General features: G+C 64.5%; 18 protein-coding genes and 1 other RNA gene. 7 read left to right on the top strand and 12 right to left on the bottom strand.

The window, feature by feature from the left end; translation table 11 throughout:
- Positions 1-72: 72 nt before the first annotated feature.
- Entirely contained in the window at positions 73-483 is a 411-nt protein-coding gene (locus tag HMP06_RS03250) for a Mov34/MPN/PAD-1 family protein (RefSeq protein ID WP_176495804.1), read from the bottom strand.
- Between the two features lie 16 nt (positions 484-499).
- Between HMP06_RS03250 and HMP06_RS03245 the strand changes: the two genes are divergently transcribed.
- The 3 genes from HMP06_RS03245 (at position 500) to mtgA (ending at position 3,227) form a co-directional block, all read left to right on the top strand.
- The gene (locus HMP06_RS03245; protein WP_176495803.1) at positions 500-1,450 is read left to right on the top strand and encodes an RluA family pseudouridine synthase; all 951 of its coding nucleotides are present in this window, start codon (positions 500-502) and stop codon (positions 1,448-1,450) included.
- Positions 1,451-1,507: 57 nt separating this feature from the next.
- Positions 1,508-2,413, top strand: a complete 906-nt coding sequence (gene rpoH / locus HMP06_RS03240) for an RNA polymerase sigma factor RpoH (protein ID WP_176495802.1) — start codon at positions 1,508-1,510, stop codon at positions 2,411-2,413.
- 82 nt (positions 2,414-2,495) lie between these two features.
- Positions 2,496-3,227: a monofunctional biosynthetic peptidoglycan transglycosylase gene (mtgA, locus tag HMP06_RS03235; RefSeq protein ID WP_176495801.1), complete on the top strand. Its 732-nt coding sequence runs from the start codon at positions 2,496-2,498 to the stop codon at positions 3,225-3,227.
- 98 nt (positions 3,228-3,325) lie between these two features.
- Here mtgA and HMP06_RS03230 read toward each other — a convergent pair whose 3' ends face one another.
- The 8 genes from HMP06_RS03230 to HMP06_RS03195 all read right to left on the bottom strand — a co-directional run bounded on the left by HMP06_RS03230 (position 3,326) and on the right by HMP06_RS03195 (position 9,208).
- A complete protein-coding gene (locus HMP06_RS03230) occupies positions 3,326-3,649 on the bottom strand; it encodes a YbaB/EbfC family nucleoid-associated protein (protein ID WP_176495800.1) in 324 nt (107 codons plus the stop codon).
- Complete coding sequence (locus HMP06_RS03225) at positions 3,646-5,349, bottom strand: DNA polymerase III subunit gamma/tau (RefSeq protein ID WP_176495799.1); 1,704 nt, start codon at positions 5,347-5,349, stop codon at positions 3,646-3,648. Before HMP06_RS03225 ends, HMP06_RS03230 begins: the two co-directional genes overlap by 4 nt.
- Before the next feature lie 348 nt (positions 5,350-5,697).
- Positions 5,698-6,123, bottom strand: a complete 426-nt coding sequence (locus HMP06_RS03220) for a hypothetical protein (protein WP_176495798.1) — start codon at positions 6,121-6,123, stop codon at positions 5,698-5,700.
- Positions 6,124-6,331: 208 nt separating this feature from the next.
- Positions 6,332-6,427, bottom strand: an RNA gene (gene ffs, locus HMP06_RS03215) — signal recognition particle sRNA small type.
- A gap of 40 nt (positions 6,428-6,467) precedes the next feature.
- Positions 6,468-6,689 carry a hypothetical protein gene (locus HMP06_RS03210; RefSeq protein ID WP_176495797.1) on the bottom strand — a complete coding sequence of 74 codons (222 nt, stop codon included), beginning with the start codon at positions 6,687-6,689 and terminating at the stop codon, positions 6,468-6,470.
- A 58-nt stretch (positions 6,690-6,747) separates the two neighbouring features.
- Positions 6,748-7,080 carry a 2Fe-2S iron-sulfur cluster-binding protein gene (locus HMP06_RS03205; RefSeq protein ID WP_176495796.1) on the bottom strand — a complete coding sequence of 111 codons (333 nt, stop codon included), beginning with the start codon at positions 7,078-7,080 and terminating at the stop codon, positions 6,748-6,750.
- Positions 7,077-8,216: a cysteine desulfurase family protein gene (locus HMP06_RS03200; protein ID WP_443026495.1), complete on the bottom strand. Its 1,140-nt coding sequence runs from the start codon at positions 8,214-8,216 to the stop codon at positions 7,077-7,079. Before HMP06_RS03200 ends, HMP06_RS03205 begins: the two co-directional genes overlap by 4 nt.
- A complete protein-coding gene (locus HMP06_RS03195) occupies positions 8,174-9,208 on the bottom strand; it encodes an aminotransferase class V-fold PLP-dependent enzyme (RefSeq protein WP_232089940.1) in 1,035 nt (344 codons plus the stop codon). The genes HMP06_RS03200 and HMP06_RS03195 overlap by 43 nt, the downstream gene beginning before the upstream one ends.
- Positions 9,209-9,376: 168 nt before the next feature.
- Here HMP06_RS03195 and HMP06_RS03190 point away from each other — a divergent pair, with 168 nt between their 5' ends.
- Entirely contained in the window at positions 9,377-10,033 is a 657-nt protein-coding gene (locus tag HMP06_RS03190) for an alpha/beta hydrolase (protein ID WP_176495794.1), read from the top strand.
- Positions 10,034-10,137: 104 nt separating this feature from the next.
- Here the strand turns inward: HMP06_RS03190 and HMP06_RS03185 are convergent, their stop codons facing one another.
- Together HMP06_RS03185 and HMP06_RS03180 are read right to left on the bottom strand one after the other, a co-directional pair.
- Complete coding sequence (locus HMP06_RS03185; protein WP_176495793.1) at positions 10,138-10,305, bottom strand: hypothetical protein; 168 nt, start codon at positions 10,303-10,305, stop codon at positions 10,138-10,140.
- A gap of 38 nt (positions 10,306-10,343) precedes the next feature.
- Positions 10,344-11,312, bottom strand: coding sequence for a threonine ammonia-lyase (locus HMP06_RS03180; protein WP_176495792.1), 969 nt, complete (start codon positions 11,310-11,312; stop codon positions 10,344-10,346).
- Between the two features lie 137 nt (positions 11,313-11,449).
- Here HMP06_RS03180 and HMP06_RS03175 point away from each other — a divergent pair, with 137 nt between their 5' ends.
- The 3 genes from HMP06_RS03175 to HMP06_RS03165 all read left to right on the top strand — a co-directional run bounded on the left by HMP06_RS03175 (position 11,450) and on the right by HMP06_RS03165 (position 14,343).
- Positions 11,450-12,673 carry a type III PLP-dependent enzyme gene (locus tag HMP06_RS03175; RefSeq protein ID WP_176495791.1) on the top strand — a complete coding sequence of 408 codons (1,224 nt, stop codon included), beginning with the start codon at positions 11,450-11,452 and terminating at the stop codon, positions 12,671-12,673.
- Between the two features lie 125 nt (positions 12,674-12,798).
- Positions 12,799-13,842 (top strand): 1,9-bis(guanidino)-5-aza-nonane synthase, encoded by a 1,044-nt coding sequence (locus HMP06_RS03170; RefSeq protein WP_176495790.1) that lies wholly within the window; start codon positions 12,799-12,801, stop codon positions 13,840-13,842.
- Positions 13,843-13,908: 66 nt separating this feature from the next.
- On the top strand, positions 13,909-14,343 hold the full coding sequence (locus HMP06_RS03165; RefSeq protein WP_176495789.1) for an MAPEG family protein: 435 nt from the start codon (positions 13,909-13,911) through the stop codon (positions 14,341-14,343).
- Between the two features lie 215 nt (positions 14,344-14,558).
- On the opposite strand, the gene HMP06_RS03160 is transcribed toward HMP06_RS03165, so the two are convergent.
- A complete protein-coding gene (locus tag HMP06_RS03160) occupies positions 14,559-15,719 on the bottom strand; it encodes a putative 2OG-Fe(II) oxygenase (RefSeq protein ID WP_176495788.1) in 1,161 nt (386 codons plus the stop codon).
- Positions 15,720-15,733 lie beyond the last annotated feature (14 nt).

Genomic DNA, 15,733 nt, shown 5'->3' with positions numbered 1-15,733 from the left:
TTTCGGGTCAAAACGTGCCGCTCTTCTGACGATGCTGGCGCAGCGACGCAACCCACAGCGCAGCGACCCAACTCATGGTTCCACAATCTCGTGACGAACCGCGACGAAGCGGCGCTCGATCGCGCCGTTTTCGATCGCACAGAAAAATCCGGCTTCCCGTCGCGCGATGATCAGCCAGATCGCACCGTCCGTCATTGCTGCTGCAGCATCGCGCGCCGACGGCAGCGGCGGGCCAGAGGGATGCGAGTGGTAGCAGCCGACAATCCTTGGACCACCGCGACGCTCTGCCTTGTGCGCCGCAATCAATTGCACCGGGTCGATTTCGAAAGCGGACCGGGGATCGGGCGCCACATTGCAGCAGCGCAACGCTTGCTCGATCCGAGCAGGTGTGCCGAATAGCAACCCGCACACCTCATGCTCCGGGCTTCTTTCGGCTTCGTTTAGCAGTCCCACCAAGAGAGTGCTTGAAATCTCCAACGCCATGCCCAGATTCTAGTCCATGAACCGGGGGGTTGCCACCATTGAAGCGCGCGTCTCCGACGAGACCCCAAGCTTGCGCCTCGATCGCGCGCTCGCAGACGCCCTCCCTGAGGTTTCACGCGAGCGGCTTAAGGCGCTGATCACGAGCGGGGCGGTGACCGATGCGCACGGAAAGCTCGCCAGCGATCCATCGGGCAAGGCGATCCCCGGGGCAATCTACCACGTCACGTTTCCACCAGCCGCGCCATCCGAGAATGCGGCGCAGGACATCGCGCTCAACGTCGTGTTTGAAGATGAGTATCTGATCGTCATCGACAAGCAGGCCGGGCTTGTGGTGCATCCGGCTGCCGGCAATGCCGACGGGACGCTGGTCAACGCGCTGCTCCACCATTGCGCGGGCAATCTGTCGGGTATCGGCGGCGTGGCTCGGCCCGGTATCGTCCATCGCATCGACAAGGACACGTCCGGCCTGATGGTCGCGGCGAAGACCGACCGGGCGCATGAGGGTCTCGCCCGGCAGTTTCACGATCACAGCATCGACCGGCGCTACAAGGCGATCGTGTCTGGCCGCCCTGCCCCGCCGGCCGGAACGGTCGATGCGCCGCTTGCGCGGTCGCCGTCGAATCGCAAGAAGATCGCGATCGTCCCGGGCGGCAAGCGCGCCGTCACGCATTACAGCACGATCGAACGGCTCCGCGAAGGTGCTCTGGTCGAATGCAGACTCGAAACCGGCCGTACGCATCAAGTCCGCGTCCACATGGCCTCACTCGGCCACCCCTTGCTCGGCGATCCGGTTTACGGTAGAACAAAGCAGGGCCACAAAGCAGTTCTGGAAACCCTGGGTTTCCGGCGTCAGGCGTTGCACGCAGCCCGGCTTGGGTTCATTCACCCTGTCAAAAGTAACGCTTTGTCGTTCGATAGCGAAATGCCGTCGGACATGCAGGAACTCTTCGATACAATCTATATTTAGATTACCGTGCGGATGCAGCCTATTCTGGAGCAGCCGGCGCAAAAAGGGAGACTTACCATGGCAGCCCGCAGCAACGTCCCCGCGACGATCCCCGCCCTTGGCGGCGAGGCAAGCCTCAATCGCTATCTGAGCGAAATCAAGAAATTTCCGCTCCTCGCGCCCGAGCAGGAATATATGCTCGCGAAACGCTTCGAGGAGCATGGCGATACCGACGCCGCTGCGCAGTTGGTCACCTCGCACCTTCGCCTCGTGGCGAAGATCGCCATGGGCTATCGCGGCTACGGCTTGCCGGTGAGCGAGCTGATCTCCGAGGGCAATATCGGCCTGATGCAGGGTGTGAAGAAGTTCGAGGCCGACCGCGGCTTCCGCCTGGCCACCTACGCGATGTGGTGGATTCGCGCGTCGATCCAGGAATTCATCCTGCGCTCGTGGAGCCTGGTGAAAATGGGCACCACCGCCGCGCAGAAGAAGCTGTTCTTCAACCTGCGTCGGATGAAGTCCAAGCTCGATGCGTTCGAGGATGGCGATCTGTCGCCGGAGCATCTCGCCAAGATCGCCAAGGATCTCGGGGTGACCGAGGCCGAAGTCACCAGCATGAACCGCCGTATGGCGATGGGCGGCGACACCTCGCTCAACGTGCCGATGCGCGAGGATGGCGAGGGCCAGTGGCAGGATTGGCTGCAGGACGATGCGCCGCTGCAGGACACCGTCGTCGCCGAAGCGCAGGAGGCCGATGTGCGGCACGAAATGCTGACCTCCGCGATGAGCGACTTGAACGAACGCGAAAAGTTCATCCTGACCGAACGCCGCCTGACCGACGAGCCTAAGACGCTCGAGGAGTTGTCGCAGGTTTACGGCGTGTCACGCGAGCGTGTCCGCCAGATCGAGGTGCGTGCCTTCGAGAAACTGCAAAAGGCGATGATGCGGATTGCGGGCGACAAAAGGATGCTGGTCGCGGCTTGAGCCGAAGCGGGCCGGCCGGAAAATCTGCCTGTAAGTGGACAGTGCCGACCGGCTCCCCCTAGAAGACGGCATGAAAGCGTTTATGCCGTCTCCGATCTTGCCTGCATCACCGACATCGCGCCCGCGACCCCGCGGCATCGTGCGGCGGTTGGTCGGCTGGACTCTCCGCGCACTGCTCGGATTCGTCCTGATCTCGATTCTGATGGTCGTGCTGTATCGCTTCGTGCCGCCGCCTGTGACGCTGACGATGCTTGGCGATGCGATCGAGGGGCATGGCATCGACAAGTCGTGGCGATCAATGGACGACATAGACCCGAACATGGCGCGCGCCGCGATCGCGGGCGAGGATTCGCGTTTCTGCACGCATCACGGGTTCGATCTCAAGGCGATCGAGAAAGCCTATACCCGCAACGCGAAGGGCGGACGCATTCGCGGCGGATCGACGATCAGCCAGCAGACCGCGAAGAACGTATTCCTGATTCAGGGCGGAGGCTATGTCCGCAAGGCGTTCGAGGCCTATTTCACGGTGTTGATCGAGACGATCTGGGGCAAGCGGCGGATCATGGAGGTCTATCTGAACGTCGCAGAGACCGGTATCGGGACGTACGGCGTCGAGGCCGGAGCGCAGCGCTATTTCGGGCATGATGCGGGGCAATTGTCGCCGCAGGAAGCCGGGCGGATCGCCGCGATCCTGCCGCTGCCGAAGAAGCGCGCGGCGGTGGCGCCGAGTGGCTTTACCCGCCGTCACGGCAACGCGATTACGCGAACGGTGCGCGTCGTCCGCAATGGCGGGCTGGATGGGTGTCTGCGGTAAGAGGCCGTCGTGGCAAAGCCATGAGGTCGGACTCGCCGAAGCACGCCGGCCGAGCTTTCGCACGCGACAGCCGAGCGCGGTCGGCCGGCGCGCTGCGCTCAGAAAGGAAGCTTGAACCCTGGCGGCAGCGGGATGCCGCTCGTCATCTTCGCCATCTCCGCGCCCGAGGCCGCATCCGCTTTCGCCTTGGCGTCGTTGAAGGCGGCGACGACGAGGTCCTCGATCATCTGCTTCTCGCTCGGCTGGAGTAGCGATTCGTCGATCTCGATGCCGATGATCCGCCCCTTGGCCGAGGCACGCACCTTGACCAACCCGCCGCCCGCGGCACCTTCGACCTCGATCTTGTCGAGGCCGTCCTGCGCCTTGGTCAATTCGGCCTGGACGTTCTGCGCCATCGCCATGATCTCTTCGATGCTCTTCATGCACTCTTGCTCCGGTTTTTCATCAAACTCTCGATCTCGCTATCGGCGATCTCCGCCTCTGGAAACGCATCAAGCGCCGCGCGGACCATCGGACTCGCCAAGATTTCCGCTTTGAACGCCTCATATTGCGCCATGTCGAGCTCGCGCAGCGTCGGCGCGCCAGGCGTCTCGGCGGTGGCAATCTTCCAGTTGCGCCCGGTCGCGCTCTTCAGCGCCCCCGCCAGTTCGCCGATCAGGTCGGACGGGAGCGGACGGGCCGAACTCAGCACGAGATCGGTGCCCGCGAGGCTGACCAGGCTCGCGTGATGCCGGATACGCAGCGACAGGCCGATATTCTTGGTCCGCTCCAGCAGGCCGATAATCTCCTCGATCGACGCAGGCATCGCCGCTTCCGCCGATGCGCCCGTTGGCGCGGCAAGCGGGGCGACCGGCGCCGCGACCGACGGCATGAGGGCGGGGGGCGCGCCGTTCTGGATCATCCGCGCGAGGTCGCCCGGATCGGGCAGCGTCGCGGCATGGACCAACCGCAGCAGCGCCATCTCGCACGCCTCGATCGGCATTGCGGCGCGACCGACCTCCTCATGCCCCTTGAGCAGCAATTGCCACAGCCGGTGAAGCGACGCGAAGGAGAGCGATCCGGCCCAGCCTTGCAACGCCTCGCGCTCCTCGGTCGCTTGCCCCGGCTCGACCGCAGCCCCCAATTTGACGAGCGTGGTCGCGTGGACCGTTTCGAGCAAACCGCGCAGCACGCCGAGCGGATCGACGCCGAGATCATATTGCCGCCGCAGGGCCGCGAGCGCGCCGACCCCGTCGCCGGCGAGCAGCAGCGTCATCAAATCGCGGATCGCGCCGCGGTCCGACAGGCCGAGCATGTCACGCACTGCCGCCGCGCTCACTGCGCCGCCATCCATGTCGGCATGCGCGATCGCCTGATCGAGGATCGACAGGCCGTCGCGCGCCGACCCCTCCGCCGCGCGCGCGATCAGCCCGAGCGCTTCGGGCTCGGCGCTCACGCCTTCCATGTCCAGCACCCGCGCAAAGTGATCGGCGAGCTTTTCCGCCGGGATGCGGCGCAGGTCGAAGCGCTGGCAGCGCGACAGCACCGTCACCGGCACCTTGTTCACTTCGGTCGTGGCGAGCACGAACTTCACGCCCTCGGCGGGCTCCTCAAGCGTCTTCAACAGCGCGTTGAACGCGTTCTTCGACAGCATGTGGACTTCGTCGATGATGTAGATCTTGTAGCGCGCGACGAACGCCGTCATCCGCGAGGCATCGATCACCGCGCGCATGTCATCGACGCCGGTATGGCTCGCGGCGTCCATCTCGATCACGTCGATATGCCGGCCCTCGGCAATGCCGACGCACGGCTCGCAACGCCCGCACGGATCGATCGTCGGGCCGCCCTGCCCGTCCGGCCCGATGCAGTTGAGCGCCTTGGCGAGCAAGCGCGCGGTCGAGGTCTTGCCGACCCCGCGCACGCCGGTGAGCAGAAACGCATGCGCCAAGCGGCCCCGGCGGATCGCGTTGCCCAGCGTGGTGACCATCGCATCCTGACCGATCAGCTCCGCAAAGGTCTGCGGCCGGTATTTGCGGGCGAGGACGCGGTAGGCTTCGGTCTTTGCGGGCGCGGGTGGCTCGCCCAGGTCGAAGCCGGGGGTGTCGTCGGCGGGGCCGCCAAGAAGATCGGAGGAGTCGGACATTGTGCCCTATCTAGGGGTAGCGATGGGGATTGTCGAAGGGTTGGTTGGGGGCGGGGGTGGGCTTGTTGGAGGTGCCTAATTTTATGGCTAAAGTCGCACGAGTCACACCATCGGCGGGTTTTTGCGCGGCGTGAGCGCACGGAAAGTTAGGCTAGGGTTAGGCGTAAACGGAGTTTGCGCTGGACTTCAGTAGCGCGGAACGGCGCACGCCGTGCCGCCATGCGTCCAGCGGGTGATGGCGACAACGATAGGAAAGAGCAGTCGTGAGTTTGGCAGATCGCGCGGCTGTAGGACAGCTATGTCGGTTTGTGGTGGGAAGCGGAACGGCAGCTGCGGGACACCGCTAAGTCACCTCCCGGGGGGCGGCTTGTCGAAATGAGAGCCACAGAATATTTCCCAGCAACCGATCTTATACCGGAGCTGTATCCTTCTAATGACTGGATCGAAATCATCGAGCGCGCGAGACAGCTGTTCGTGGGCGGCATCAATATTTACGAAAGCGCGGCAGCTTGATGTGACAATAAGTTCACTTTTACTGACATGTCGATCCGCCTCCATCGCCTTAACTGCCGCGAGGACGACCGGGCCAAAGCGAGCATCAAAGGCCTTGCCCTGTTCTTTCTTAAGGCCTTGATCGCACAACCTCGCTCCGCTGGCATCAGCAGCCAACCAGTATATCTCACTTGGGACGTTTAATGTCTCGATTGCGTGGGCGGCCGCAGTCGGAGGTAAAGCTCCGACAACAAGCACCAGGCCATTCAGGAAGGCGATCATGGGTTCGACTCCTCACTCAATCTCGCCGCATCAATGACGACGGCGATTGGAATAGCGGTCAAGTCTTAATGGCTATAATTGGGCAAAAGCGGTCGATCGAAGTTTTCTGACATTGAAGCGACCCGGCAAAGCCGTGTCGTCGGACGGGCTTTGCCCGCCGGCCGCGCTTACCAGCGTGGCGCGCTGCGAGCGCGCTCTCGCTGGCTGCGCGGTGGGAGCCGGAACGACCCGGGGCGAAATCGTTGTGGCTGCTGCCTTCCGGCCCTGACCAGGTTGGCGACGACTCCGTCCGCCCGACTCCCACGGCGCATATGGCGGGGTCGGGCGGCGGGATCAAGGGCTGCTTAGCGACGGACCGTGCGGCAAGTGCGGATGCGCTTGTGATGGCGATACTTTACCGTGCAGACGCGGCGGGTGTGCGGGCGATAGCGGTCGCGCACGGTATAAACGGTGCGGCTGCGCTCGACCACGCGATCATGACGCTGGTTCATTTGCGCGCTGGCGCTGGCGGGAAGCAGTGCGGCGGCGGCGATCAGGCCGGCGGACAACAAGGCTGCGATTTTCATAGAATACCCTCTCCTGAAGTGCCGCCGCAACAATCCGCGCGGCACGGGAGCGTAATGATCAGCGGCCCTGCATGTTCCGCACCTCACCCGGAATGCGCACCGTCAGCCCGTCGAGCGCGTCGGTGAGCAGGATCTGGCACGCAAGGCGTGAGGTACGTGTGGCGCCGGCCGCAAGATCGAGCATGTCCTCCTCATCCTCGCTCGGCGGCGGGAGGCGCGCGAAATCTTCGGCAGCGACGATGACGTGGCAGGTCGAGCAGGCCATCTGACCCTCGCACGTCCCCTCCAGCGGCTGGCCGTCGGCTTGCGCGACTTCGAGCAGGCGGTCGCCCGGGTTGGCCGCGACCTCGCGCACCGCGCCGTCCAATCCGATGAAGCGAACCTGGATCATGCTGCGATTTCTCCTATACTCTGTTGCGCTTCGGCGGCGGCGATGATGCGGTCGATCGCCTCGGTCAACTCCGTCTCGGTCGTATAGCGCCCGAAGCCGAGCCGGATGGTGGAACGCGCCTGTGCTTCGCTGAGGCCCAGCGCGCGCAGCACGTGGCTGGAGCGGCCCGAGCCGCTGGCGCAGGCCGAACCGGCAGAGAAGGCGATGTCGCGCAGGTCTGACATGAGCCGCGCCACGTCGAGCCCGTCGCGGCGGAGGTTGAGGTTGCCGTGGTAGCGGTAGGTGGTGGAGCCGTTAATATGCCAGTCGCGCCCAAATCGACCGATGGCGCGTTCCCACAGCCGTTCCACATGCGCCGCATCGGCTTCGCGCCGTTCGGCCATCAACGCCGCCGCGCGCCCGAACCCGGCGCATAAGGCTGGCGAGAGTGTGCCGGAGCGCCCACCCTCCTGATCGCCGCCGTGGAGCAACGGGTCGAGCGTCACGCCGTCGCGGATCCAGAGCGCGCCGATGCCCTTGGGGCCGTGGATTTTGTGCGCGGAGATGGCGATGAGGTCGCAACCGGCGGGGATGGCCACGCGGCCATAGCCTTGCACCGCGTCGCACAGGAGAAGTGCTCCAACGCTATGCGCGGCCTCCGCGATTTGGGCGATCGGTTGCACGACGCCAATCTCGTTATTGACCAGCATCGCCGCGATCAGGCCGGTGTCAGGCCACGCCATGCTCCGCAGCATCGGAAGGTCGACGAGACCGTCGCAATCGACCGGCAAAACCGTCTGATTCCGGCCCAAGCGGCTCTCAGCCGACACGGTGTCGAGCACCGCGGCGTGCTCGGTCGCCAGCGTGACGAGTTCCCCGGATGCGCCCTTGATCGCCCAGTTGAGCGATTCGGTCGCGCCGCTGGTGAACACCACCCTGCCCCCGGCCGGCAGCAAGGCCGCAACTTGCTCGCGCGCGAATTCGACCGCTGCCTTCGCCTTGCGCCCCGCTGCGTGCGCCGAGTGCGGGTTGGCATGTTGATCGCGCAGCCACGGCAACATCGCGTCGAGCGCTTCGGGCGCGAGCGGGGTGGTCGCCTGATAATCGAGGTAGATCACGCACCGAACGCCCGCGCCGAGCGCGAGATCGCGCGCCATTCCTTGATGAAGCGGTCGACATCGGCCTCGCTGGTCGAGCGTCCGAAGCTAACGCGGACGACTTCGCGCGAGGCTTCCACGCTCCAGCCCATTGCGCCCAGCACATGGCTCGGCTTCATGCTGCCCGACGAACAGGCGCTGCCGGCCGAAACGGCGATGCCCGCCATGTCGAAGCGGATAAGCTGCGTCGCCGCGGCAAGGCCGGACATGCGGTACGATCCGATCGCCGGGTGGCGTGGTGCAGGGCCCGCCACGACGGTTCCGCCTGAGCGCAGGATCGCGTCGTCGAGTTTGGCGCGCAGCGCGAGCATGGCGGGAACATCCTCCGGCTCGGCCAGCGCGGCGGCAAAACCAAGCGCGCCGGGGAGGTTCTCGGTCCCGCCGCGATAGCCGCGTTCCTGCCCGCCGGTCGGGCTGAGCGTCGCCACGTCGCGCACCAACAGCGCACCGACACCCGGCGGCCCGCCGCGCTTGTGCGCGGAAATCGCGATGAAATCGGCGAGCGACGCAAGGTCCGCGTCTGCCCCCGGCGGCATTTGCGCGGCATCGACCAGCAGCAGCCCGCCACCGGCATGGACGATATCGGCGATGGCGGCGATCGGTTGGCGCACACCGGTCTCGCTATTGCACCATTGTACCGCGACGAGCGTCGGCTGCCCGGCGAGCACGCGCTGGAGCTTTGTTGGATCGACCCGGCCGTCGGGTTCGACGCGCACCACATCGGCCGCGTCGCCGCCCGCGCGAATCACCGCGTCATGCTCGACCGCCGAGATCAGCCGTCGCGCCACGACGCTCCGGCCGAGCGCGATCGCCAGCGCCTCGCTCGCGCCGCTCGTCAGGATCGCCTCCCCCGCCCAGCCATAAGCCGATGCGATCCGCGCCCGCGCATCCTCCAACGCAGCCCGCGCCGCGCGGCCCTCGGCATGGGGGGACGAGGGGTTCGCCCAGCGCCGCATTCCCTCCGCGACCGCCGCCATCGCGACGGGCAACATCGGCGTGGTGGCGGCATGATCGAGATAGAGCCGGGGAGCGGGAGCGTCGGTCAAAGGCGGTTCGGTTCCGGAATGATTGCGAAAGGGCGCGGTGTGCCTATATAGCGCGCAACTTGCCCTGCCCAAATATCTTGGGCCGCGCGCACATTTTTACAGTCAGCAGGTGCGATGCCCGAAGTCATTTTTCCCGGCCCAGACGGCCGTCTCGAAGGTCGTTTCATCCCCGCTCCGCGGCCGCGTGCGCCGGTCGCGATGATCCTTCACCCCCACCCGCAGGCCGGGGGCACGATGAACAACCACATCGTGATGGAGCTCTACAAGACCTTTCAGCGGCGCGGGTTTGCCGTGCTGCGCTTCAACTTCCGCGGTGTCGGGCGGAGCCAGGGCACGTTCGACAATGGCGTGGGCGAACTGTCCGACGCCGCGAGCGCGCTCGATTGGGTGCAGAGCTTCCATCCCGAGGCACAGACGACCTGGATCGCAGGCGTCAGCTTCGGCGCGTGGATTGGCATGCAATTGCTGATGCGCCGTCCGGAAATTCGCGGCTTCATTTCGGTCGCGCCGCCCGCCAACATGTACGACTTCACGTTCCTGGCACCGTGCCCGGCGAGCGGCATCATCATCCAGGCCGAGAATGACGAAGTCTCGCCCCCGCTCGCGACGCAGAAGCTGGTCGACAAATTGCGCACGCAAAAGCACATCACGATCCACCACGACACGATCCCCAAGGCGAACCATTTCTTCGAACATGAGATGCCGCAGTTGATGGGGTCGGTGGACAAGTATCTGGATATGCGGCTCGATCCGAATTCGCCGATTCGCTAGCCGCGCGAGGATTTAGCGAAAGCTAAATCCCGCTCAAAGCGGCGTGCGCGGCCGGCGTCGCTTCAACGTCGGCCGACGGCATGGGCTTTGCCCATGCCCCGCCGCTACATCGTCCAGATCAGCACATTTCCCACCAGTACCGCCGCCATCACCAGCATCAGCGCGCCTTTCTGCGTATTCTGGCGCTTGGCGATCAACATGCCACCGCCGATGAGGCAGGCGATCGCGGCGAGCATCGCGATGGCGGGGGCGAGTGATTCGAGGGTGGTCATGGGGGTTACTATCCAATCCTCCCCGGTACGGGGAGGATTTATAGGGTCCCCGCCAGCACCTGCCCGTAGGCCGCCAGATCGACATTGCCGCCGGACAGCAGAACGAGCATCCCCGGCTCGACCGCCACCCGTCCCGCCAGCAACGCCGCAAGCGCCACAGCGCCGCCGGGTTCGACCACCAGCCGCAATCGCTCCGCGGCCCAGCGTTGCGCTCCCCGAATCTCCGCTTCGCTCACCGCAACGCCGGTCGCACCACGGCGAGAAAGTACGTCGAAAGTCAGCTCCGACACGCGCTTCGTCTGAAGCGCGTCGCATGCCGTCGGCGGGGGCGAATCTCCGACTTCCTCGATCCAACCCGCCTCAAGCGAGCGGCGCATGTCGTCCCAGCCTTCGGGTTCCACCACCGTTACAGTCGCATCGGGCAAGGCCAGCGCCAGACCCGCCGCCAAGCCACCGCCACCGCACGGCACGACCACGCGAGTCGGCGCGCCGAGCCCCAGCGCCTGCATCTGCGCCGCCGCTTCAATCCCCGCACTCCCCTGCCCCTCGATCACCCACGGATCGTCGAAGCTCGGCACCAGCACGGCACCGCGCGCCTCGGCCAGGGCTGCGGCGATCTTCTCGCGGCTCCCGGTCGCGCGATCATAGGTCACCACCTCCGCCCCGAGCGCGAGAGTGCCCTCGCGCTTCGCTTTGGGCGCGTCCGACGGCATCACGATCAGCGCGGGCATGCCGAGCCGTTTGGCCGCCCAGGCGATTCCCTGCGCATGGTTACCTGAAGAGAAAGCGACGACGCCTTTGCTGCGGGAATCGGACTCAATTGCGGTCAGCCGATGCCACGCCCCACGCAGTTTGAACGCGCCCATCGGCTGCAGACACTCAGCCTTGAACGCCACCATAACACCTTGAATTTCCGTCACGAAAAGCGGCGATGGCGGCACGATCGCGGCGACCTTCGCGGCGGCATCGCGCACCCCGGCGCGGGTCGGCTGTCTTAAAATTGTCACGCACTGCCTCCGAGGGACCAAAACCGCTTTACAATAGAAAAGCGCAACCGTATTGCGCCCATCCGCTGCCCCATGGGACTTCCAACCGCAAGGCAGTGTTTCGTGAACTTGTCTGCGGACATTGGAGGTCCCTTGAATTGCACAATCTACATCGCGCGCTGGGGTTAGCGACCACCCCTTCGATCACCACTTCGGTTATCGACATCGCTAAGCAGCGGCCGGTTCAGCCGGTCACGCTGGTTCGTCCGCATGCGGCATCGCGTGCGGCCCGGTTCTTCGCCGAGAAGTTCCCGGGTCGTTCGATGTATGCCGTAAAGGCAAACCCGTCCCCTGCTCTCCTGCAGATCCTGTGGGACAGTGGTATCACGCATTACGACGTCGCCTCGATCGCCGAGGTGCGGCTGGTCGCGAGCACGCTGCCGGACGCGACCTTGTGCTTCATGCACCCGGTCAAGGCGGCGGAGGCGATTGCTTCGGCGTATTTCGACTATGGCGTGCGGACGTTCTCGCTCGACAGCGTGGAAGAGCTGGAGAAGATCGTCCGGGCGACCAACCATGCCGAGGATCTGACGCTGTGCGTCCGTTTGCGCGTGTCGTCGGAGCATTCGAAGCTAAGCCTCGCGTCGAAATTCGGAGCGGCCCCTAGGGAAACCAAGGAACTGCTGTTCCGCGCGCGGCAGGCGGCGGATGCGCTCGGCATCTGCTTCCATGTCGGCAGCCAGGCGATGACGCCCGAAGCCTATGCCAATGCGATGGAGCGCGTCCGCGCCGCCATCGTTGACGCAGCGGTGACGGTCGACGTGATCGATGTCGGCGGTGGGTTCCCCTCGACCTATCCCGGCATGGAGCCGCCCCCGCTCGAGCGGTATTTCGAGACGATCCACCGTGCGTTCGAATCGTTGCCGGTCAGCTATTCGTCCGAGCTGTGGTGCGAGCCGGGTCGTGCCTTGTGCGCCGAATATAGCTCGATCGTCGTGCGCGTCGAAAAGCGCCGTGGCGACGAACTGTACATCAACGACGGTGCCTATGGCGCGTTGTTCGATGCCGCACACCTCGGCTGGCGCTTTCCGGTCGAATTGCTGCGCGAGCCGGAAAGCCGGTCGAAGGACATGCCGTTCAGCTTCTACGGCCCGACCTGCGATGACATGGACCATATGGTAGGTCCGTTCTATCTGCCGGCGGACGTGCAGGCGGGCGACTATCTCGAAATCGGGATGCTCGGCGCGTACGGATCGGCGATGCGGACCGCGTTCAACGGCTTCGGATCGGACGAGACGGTGATCGTCGACGATGAGCCGATGGCGTCGCTGTATCTGGGCGACGAACAGCCAGAGGTCGCTTCGAACGTCGTCACGCTGTAACAGACTTAGGTAATGACTATCCGTTCCCCGGCGCAGGCCGGGGTCCTGGGTTACGCAGCCCTCCGCTTGTAACCCTGGACCCCGGCCCGCGCCGGGGAACGGCTGTGCTTTTGGAGACGCAAGAAATGAACGACATGTCCAACCGCAAGGCCGAGCTGCTCTCGACCACCGTCGAGCATATCGACATCACCAGCTTCGACGCGCGCCCGATCGTCGACGCGATGAAGAAGATGAGCTTCACCAGCCGCGACCTCGGCCGCGCGACCGACATCTATAACCAGATGCTCGCCGATCCCGAATGCTCGATCTTCCTCGTCATCGCTGGCTCGACCTCGGCCGGTGGCTGCATGGATCTCTATGCCGAGCTGCTGCGCAACAACATGATCGACGGCGTCGTCGCGACCGGCGCGTCGATCGTCGACATGGATTTCTTCGAAGGCCTGGGCCACAAGCATTATCAGGCGCTCGAAGTGCCCGACGACGACACGCTGCGCTCGCTGCTGATCGACCGGATCTACGATACCTATATCGACGAAGAGCAGCTCCAGGATTGCGACCACACGATCCTCGAAATCGCCAACTCGCTCGAGCCGCGCCCTTATTCGAGCCGCGAGTTCATCCGCGAGATGGGCAAGTATCTCGTCGAGAATGGCAAGAAGGACAACAGCCTCGTCAAGCTCGCGTATGAGCATGACGTGCCGATCTTTTGCCCGGCGTTCGTCGACAGCTCGGCGGGCTTTGGCTTGGTCAAGCATCAGGTCGACCGCGCCAAGGAAGGCAAGCCGTACATGGTGCTCGACGCGATCGCCGATTTCCGCGAACTGACCGACATCAAGATCAAGGCGGGCGTCACCGGCCTGCTGATGATCGGCGGCGGCGTGCCGAAGAACTTCATCCAGGACACCGTGGTCTGCGCCGAAATCCTCGGCCATGACGACGTGCAGGTGCATAAATACGCGGTGCAGATCACCGTCGCCGACGTGCGCGACGGCGCGTGCTCGTCCTCGACGCTGCAGGAAGCGGCCTCGTGGGGCAAGGTCAACACCGGCATCGAACAGATGGTGTTCGCCGAAGCCGGTTCTGTGATGCCGCTGCTGGCGTCGGACGCGTATCATCGCGGCCTGTGGAAGAACCGCGTAAAGCGGCGCTGGGGTGCCAGCTTCGATTGATCGGTTGCAAATCGAAACAGAGTAAGCGACCTATCCCCCCGGAAGCCAATTCCGGGGGGATTTTTCATGCCGCAACACGCTCAGATCATCGCGCCTGTGGTCGCACTTGTGGCGTGGTCGCTCGTCATGTGGGTGTGGATGTACGTCACGCGGATTCCGGCGATGCAGCGGGCCGGGATCGATACGGCCAATCTGGTCGGCGGCAGCGCTGCCGATTTGCGCGCGCGGATCGACCCGAAGGCGCAGTGGCCGGCCGACAATTACAACCATCTGCACGAACAGCCGACGATCTTTTATGCGATTGCGCTCAGCCTGGCGCTGATTGGTGCTGGAGATGGTCTGAATGCGACGATTGCGTGGGGTTATGTCGCACTGCGAATCGTGCACAGCCTGGTGCAAGCGACCGTCAACCGCGTGATCGTCCGCTTTGCGCTTTTCAGCCTATCGACGCTTTGCCTGATCGCGCTGACGCTGCACGCCGCGATTGCGGTGTTCCACTGACAGCGGCCGACGCGAGCGCCCCCCGTTTGGGTTGAGCCTGTCGCCCCCCACAAGCGGGCAGCAAGCCTAGGGCAGGATGACGTTAGCATGACCCGTTCGCCCTGAGCCTGTCGAAGGGCCCGTGCAACAAGCAAGGGCTCGCTTGTTGCGCGGGTGCTTCGACAAGCTCAGCACGAACAGATTGAGCCGCTGGATCTATCTAATGTCGTACCGCTCTAGCGGGGCAACAGGTCGGCCGCGACCGAGATGCGCGGCAGGGCCTCGCCCGACGGAACGACGTCATGAAAAAAATGCGATGGAAACAGGGTCAGCCAGCCCGAAACCGGCCTGACGTATCGAATACCCCAGCACGGCACATGGTTCGGTGCGCACTTGCCCACGACACCCAGCGCCAGCGCACCGCGATGGTCGGCCGCGGCAGTGATGCTGCCGGGCACCGACACATGATAGACCGCCGACACATACCCATCTCCGTGGATATGGACGCCGTTGACGCCGCGATTGCGCAATACGGTGTTCCCATAGAATAATTTGGCACTCGCCGGGGGCGGCGGCAGGACGTCGGCCAGTCCACGCTCGGCCCGCTTCGCCACGTAGGATTCCAGCGTGGTACGGATAATGTTCAGCAGCGTGGCCAACACGGGTTGTCGGCCCAGATCGGGCATGTACCGCAAACTGACATCGCCCGGGGACGCGCCAACGCGCAGAATTTCTTCTGACAATGCAGCGTTGAAGGCACCGATATCGGCATATCCGTCCGGCGCCGCGACGGGCAGGCGAAGGACATGACGATCGACATCGATCATGTGACGCGCGGCATCGGTCTTCCCCATCCGACTGTACGCCAGCGCCCGGTGCGCCCGCACCAGCGCCACATCCCCGATCTCCTTCTGTGCCTCATCACACGCTGCAAGTAAGCGCGCGCCATCGTCATCAAGCGCCAGCAACCGCAATAGCCCGTCGAACGCAGACCATCGTGTGCCACTGTCGCTACTGTCGCTGAGCGCGGCACGAAATGCGGCTTCCGCTGCGGGCACTTGCCCCATCAACCGCAAGACACGCCCGCGCTCGACGGTCAACGCCGCGCTCGGATCTACGCGGTCCGCGCGCCGGAGCGCATCGAGCGCCGCATCAAGTTGGAGACTTTTGCGATACCCGCGCACCAGCGAGGTCCAGCGCTCAAAACGGGTCGGATCGTCGCGCGCCGCAGAAGCGAAAGCGGCGGCGGCCCCAGCAAAATCGCGGTCGCGCATCAATGCGTCGCCCAGCAAGGTCTTCAACACCGTCGCGGTCGGATTGGCGACGATCAACGACCGCAACTGCTCTGCCGATACTTCTCGCACACGCGGCGCAGGATCGTCTTGGAACCAGATCATCGTACCCCCGTACA

Source organism: Sphingomonas sp. HMP6 (assembly GCF_013374095.1).
In the GTDB taxonomy this organism is placed as follows: Bacteria; Pseudomonadota; Alphaproteobacteria; order Sphingomonadales; family Sphingomonadaceae; genus Sphingomonas.
Note: the sequence above shows the minus strand (reverse complement) of the source record. Positions and strands in the feature narration are given on the sequence as shown.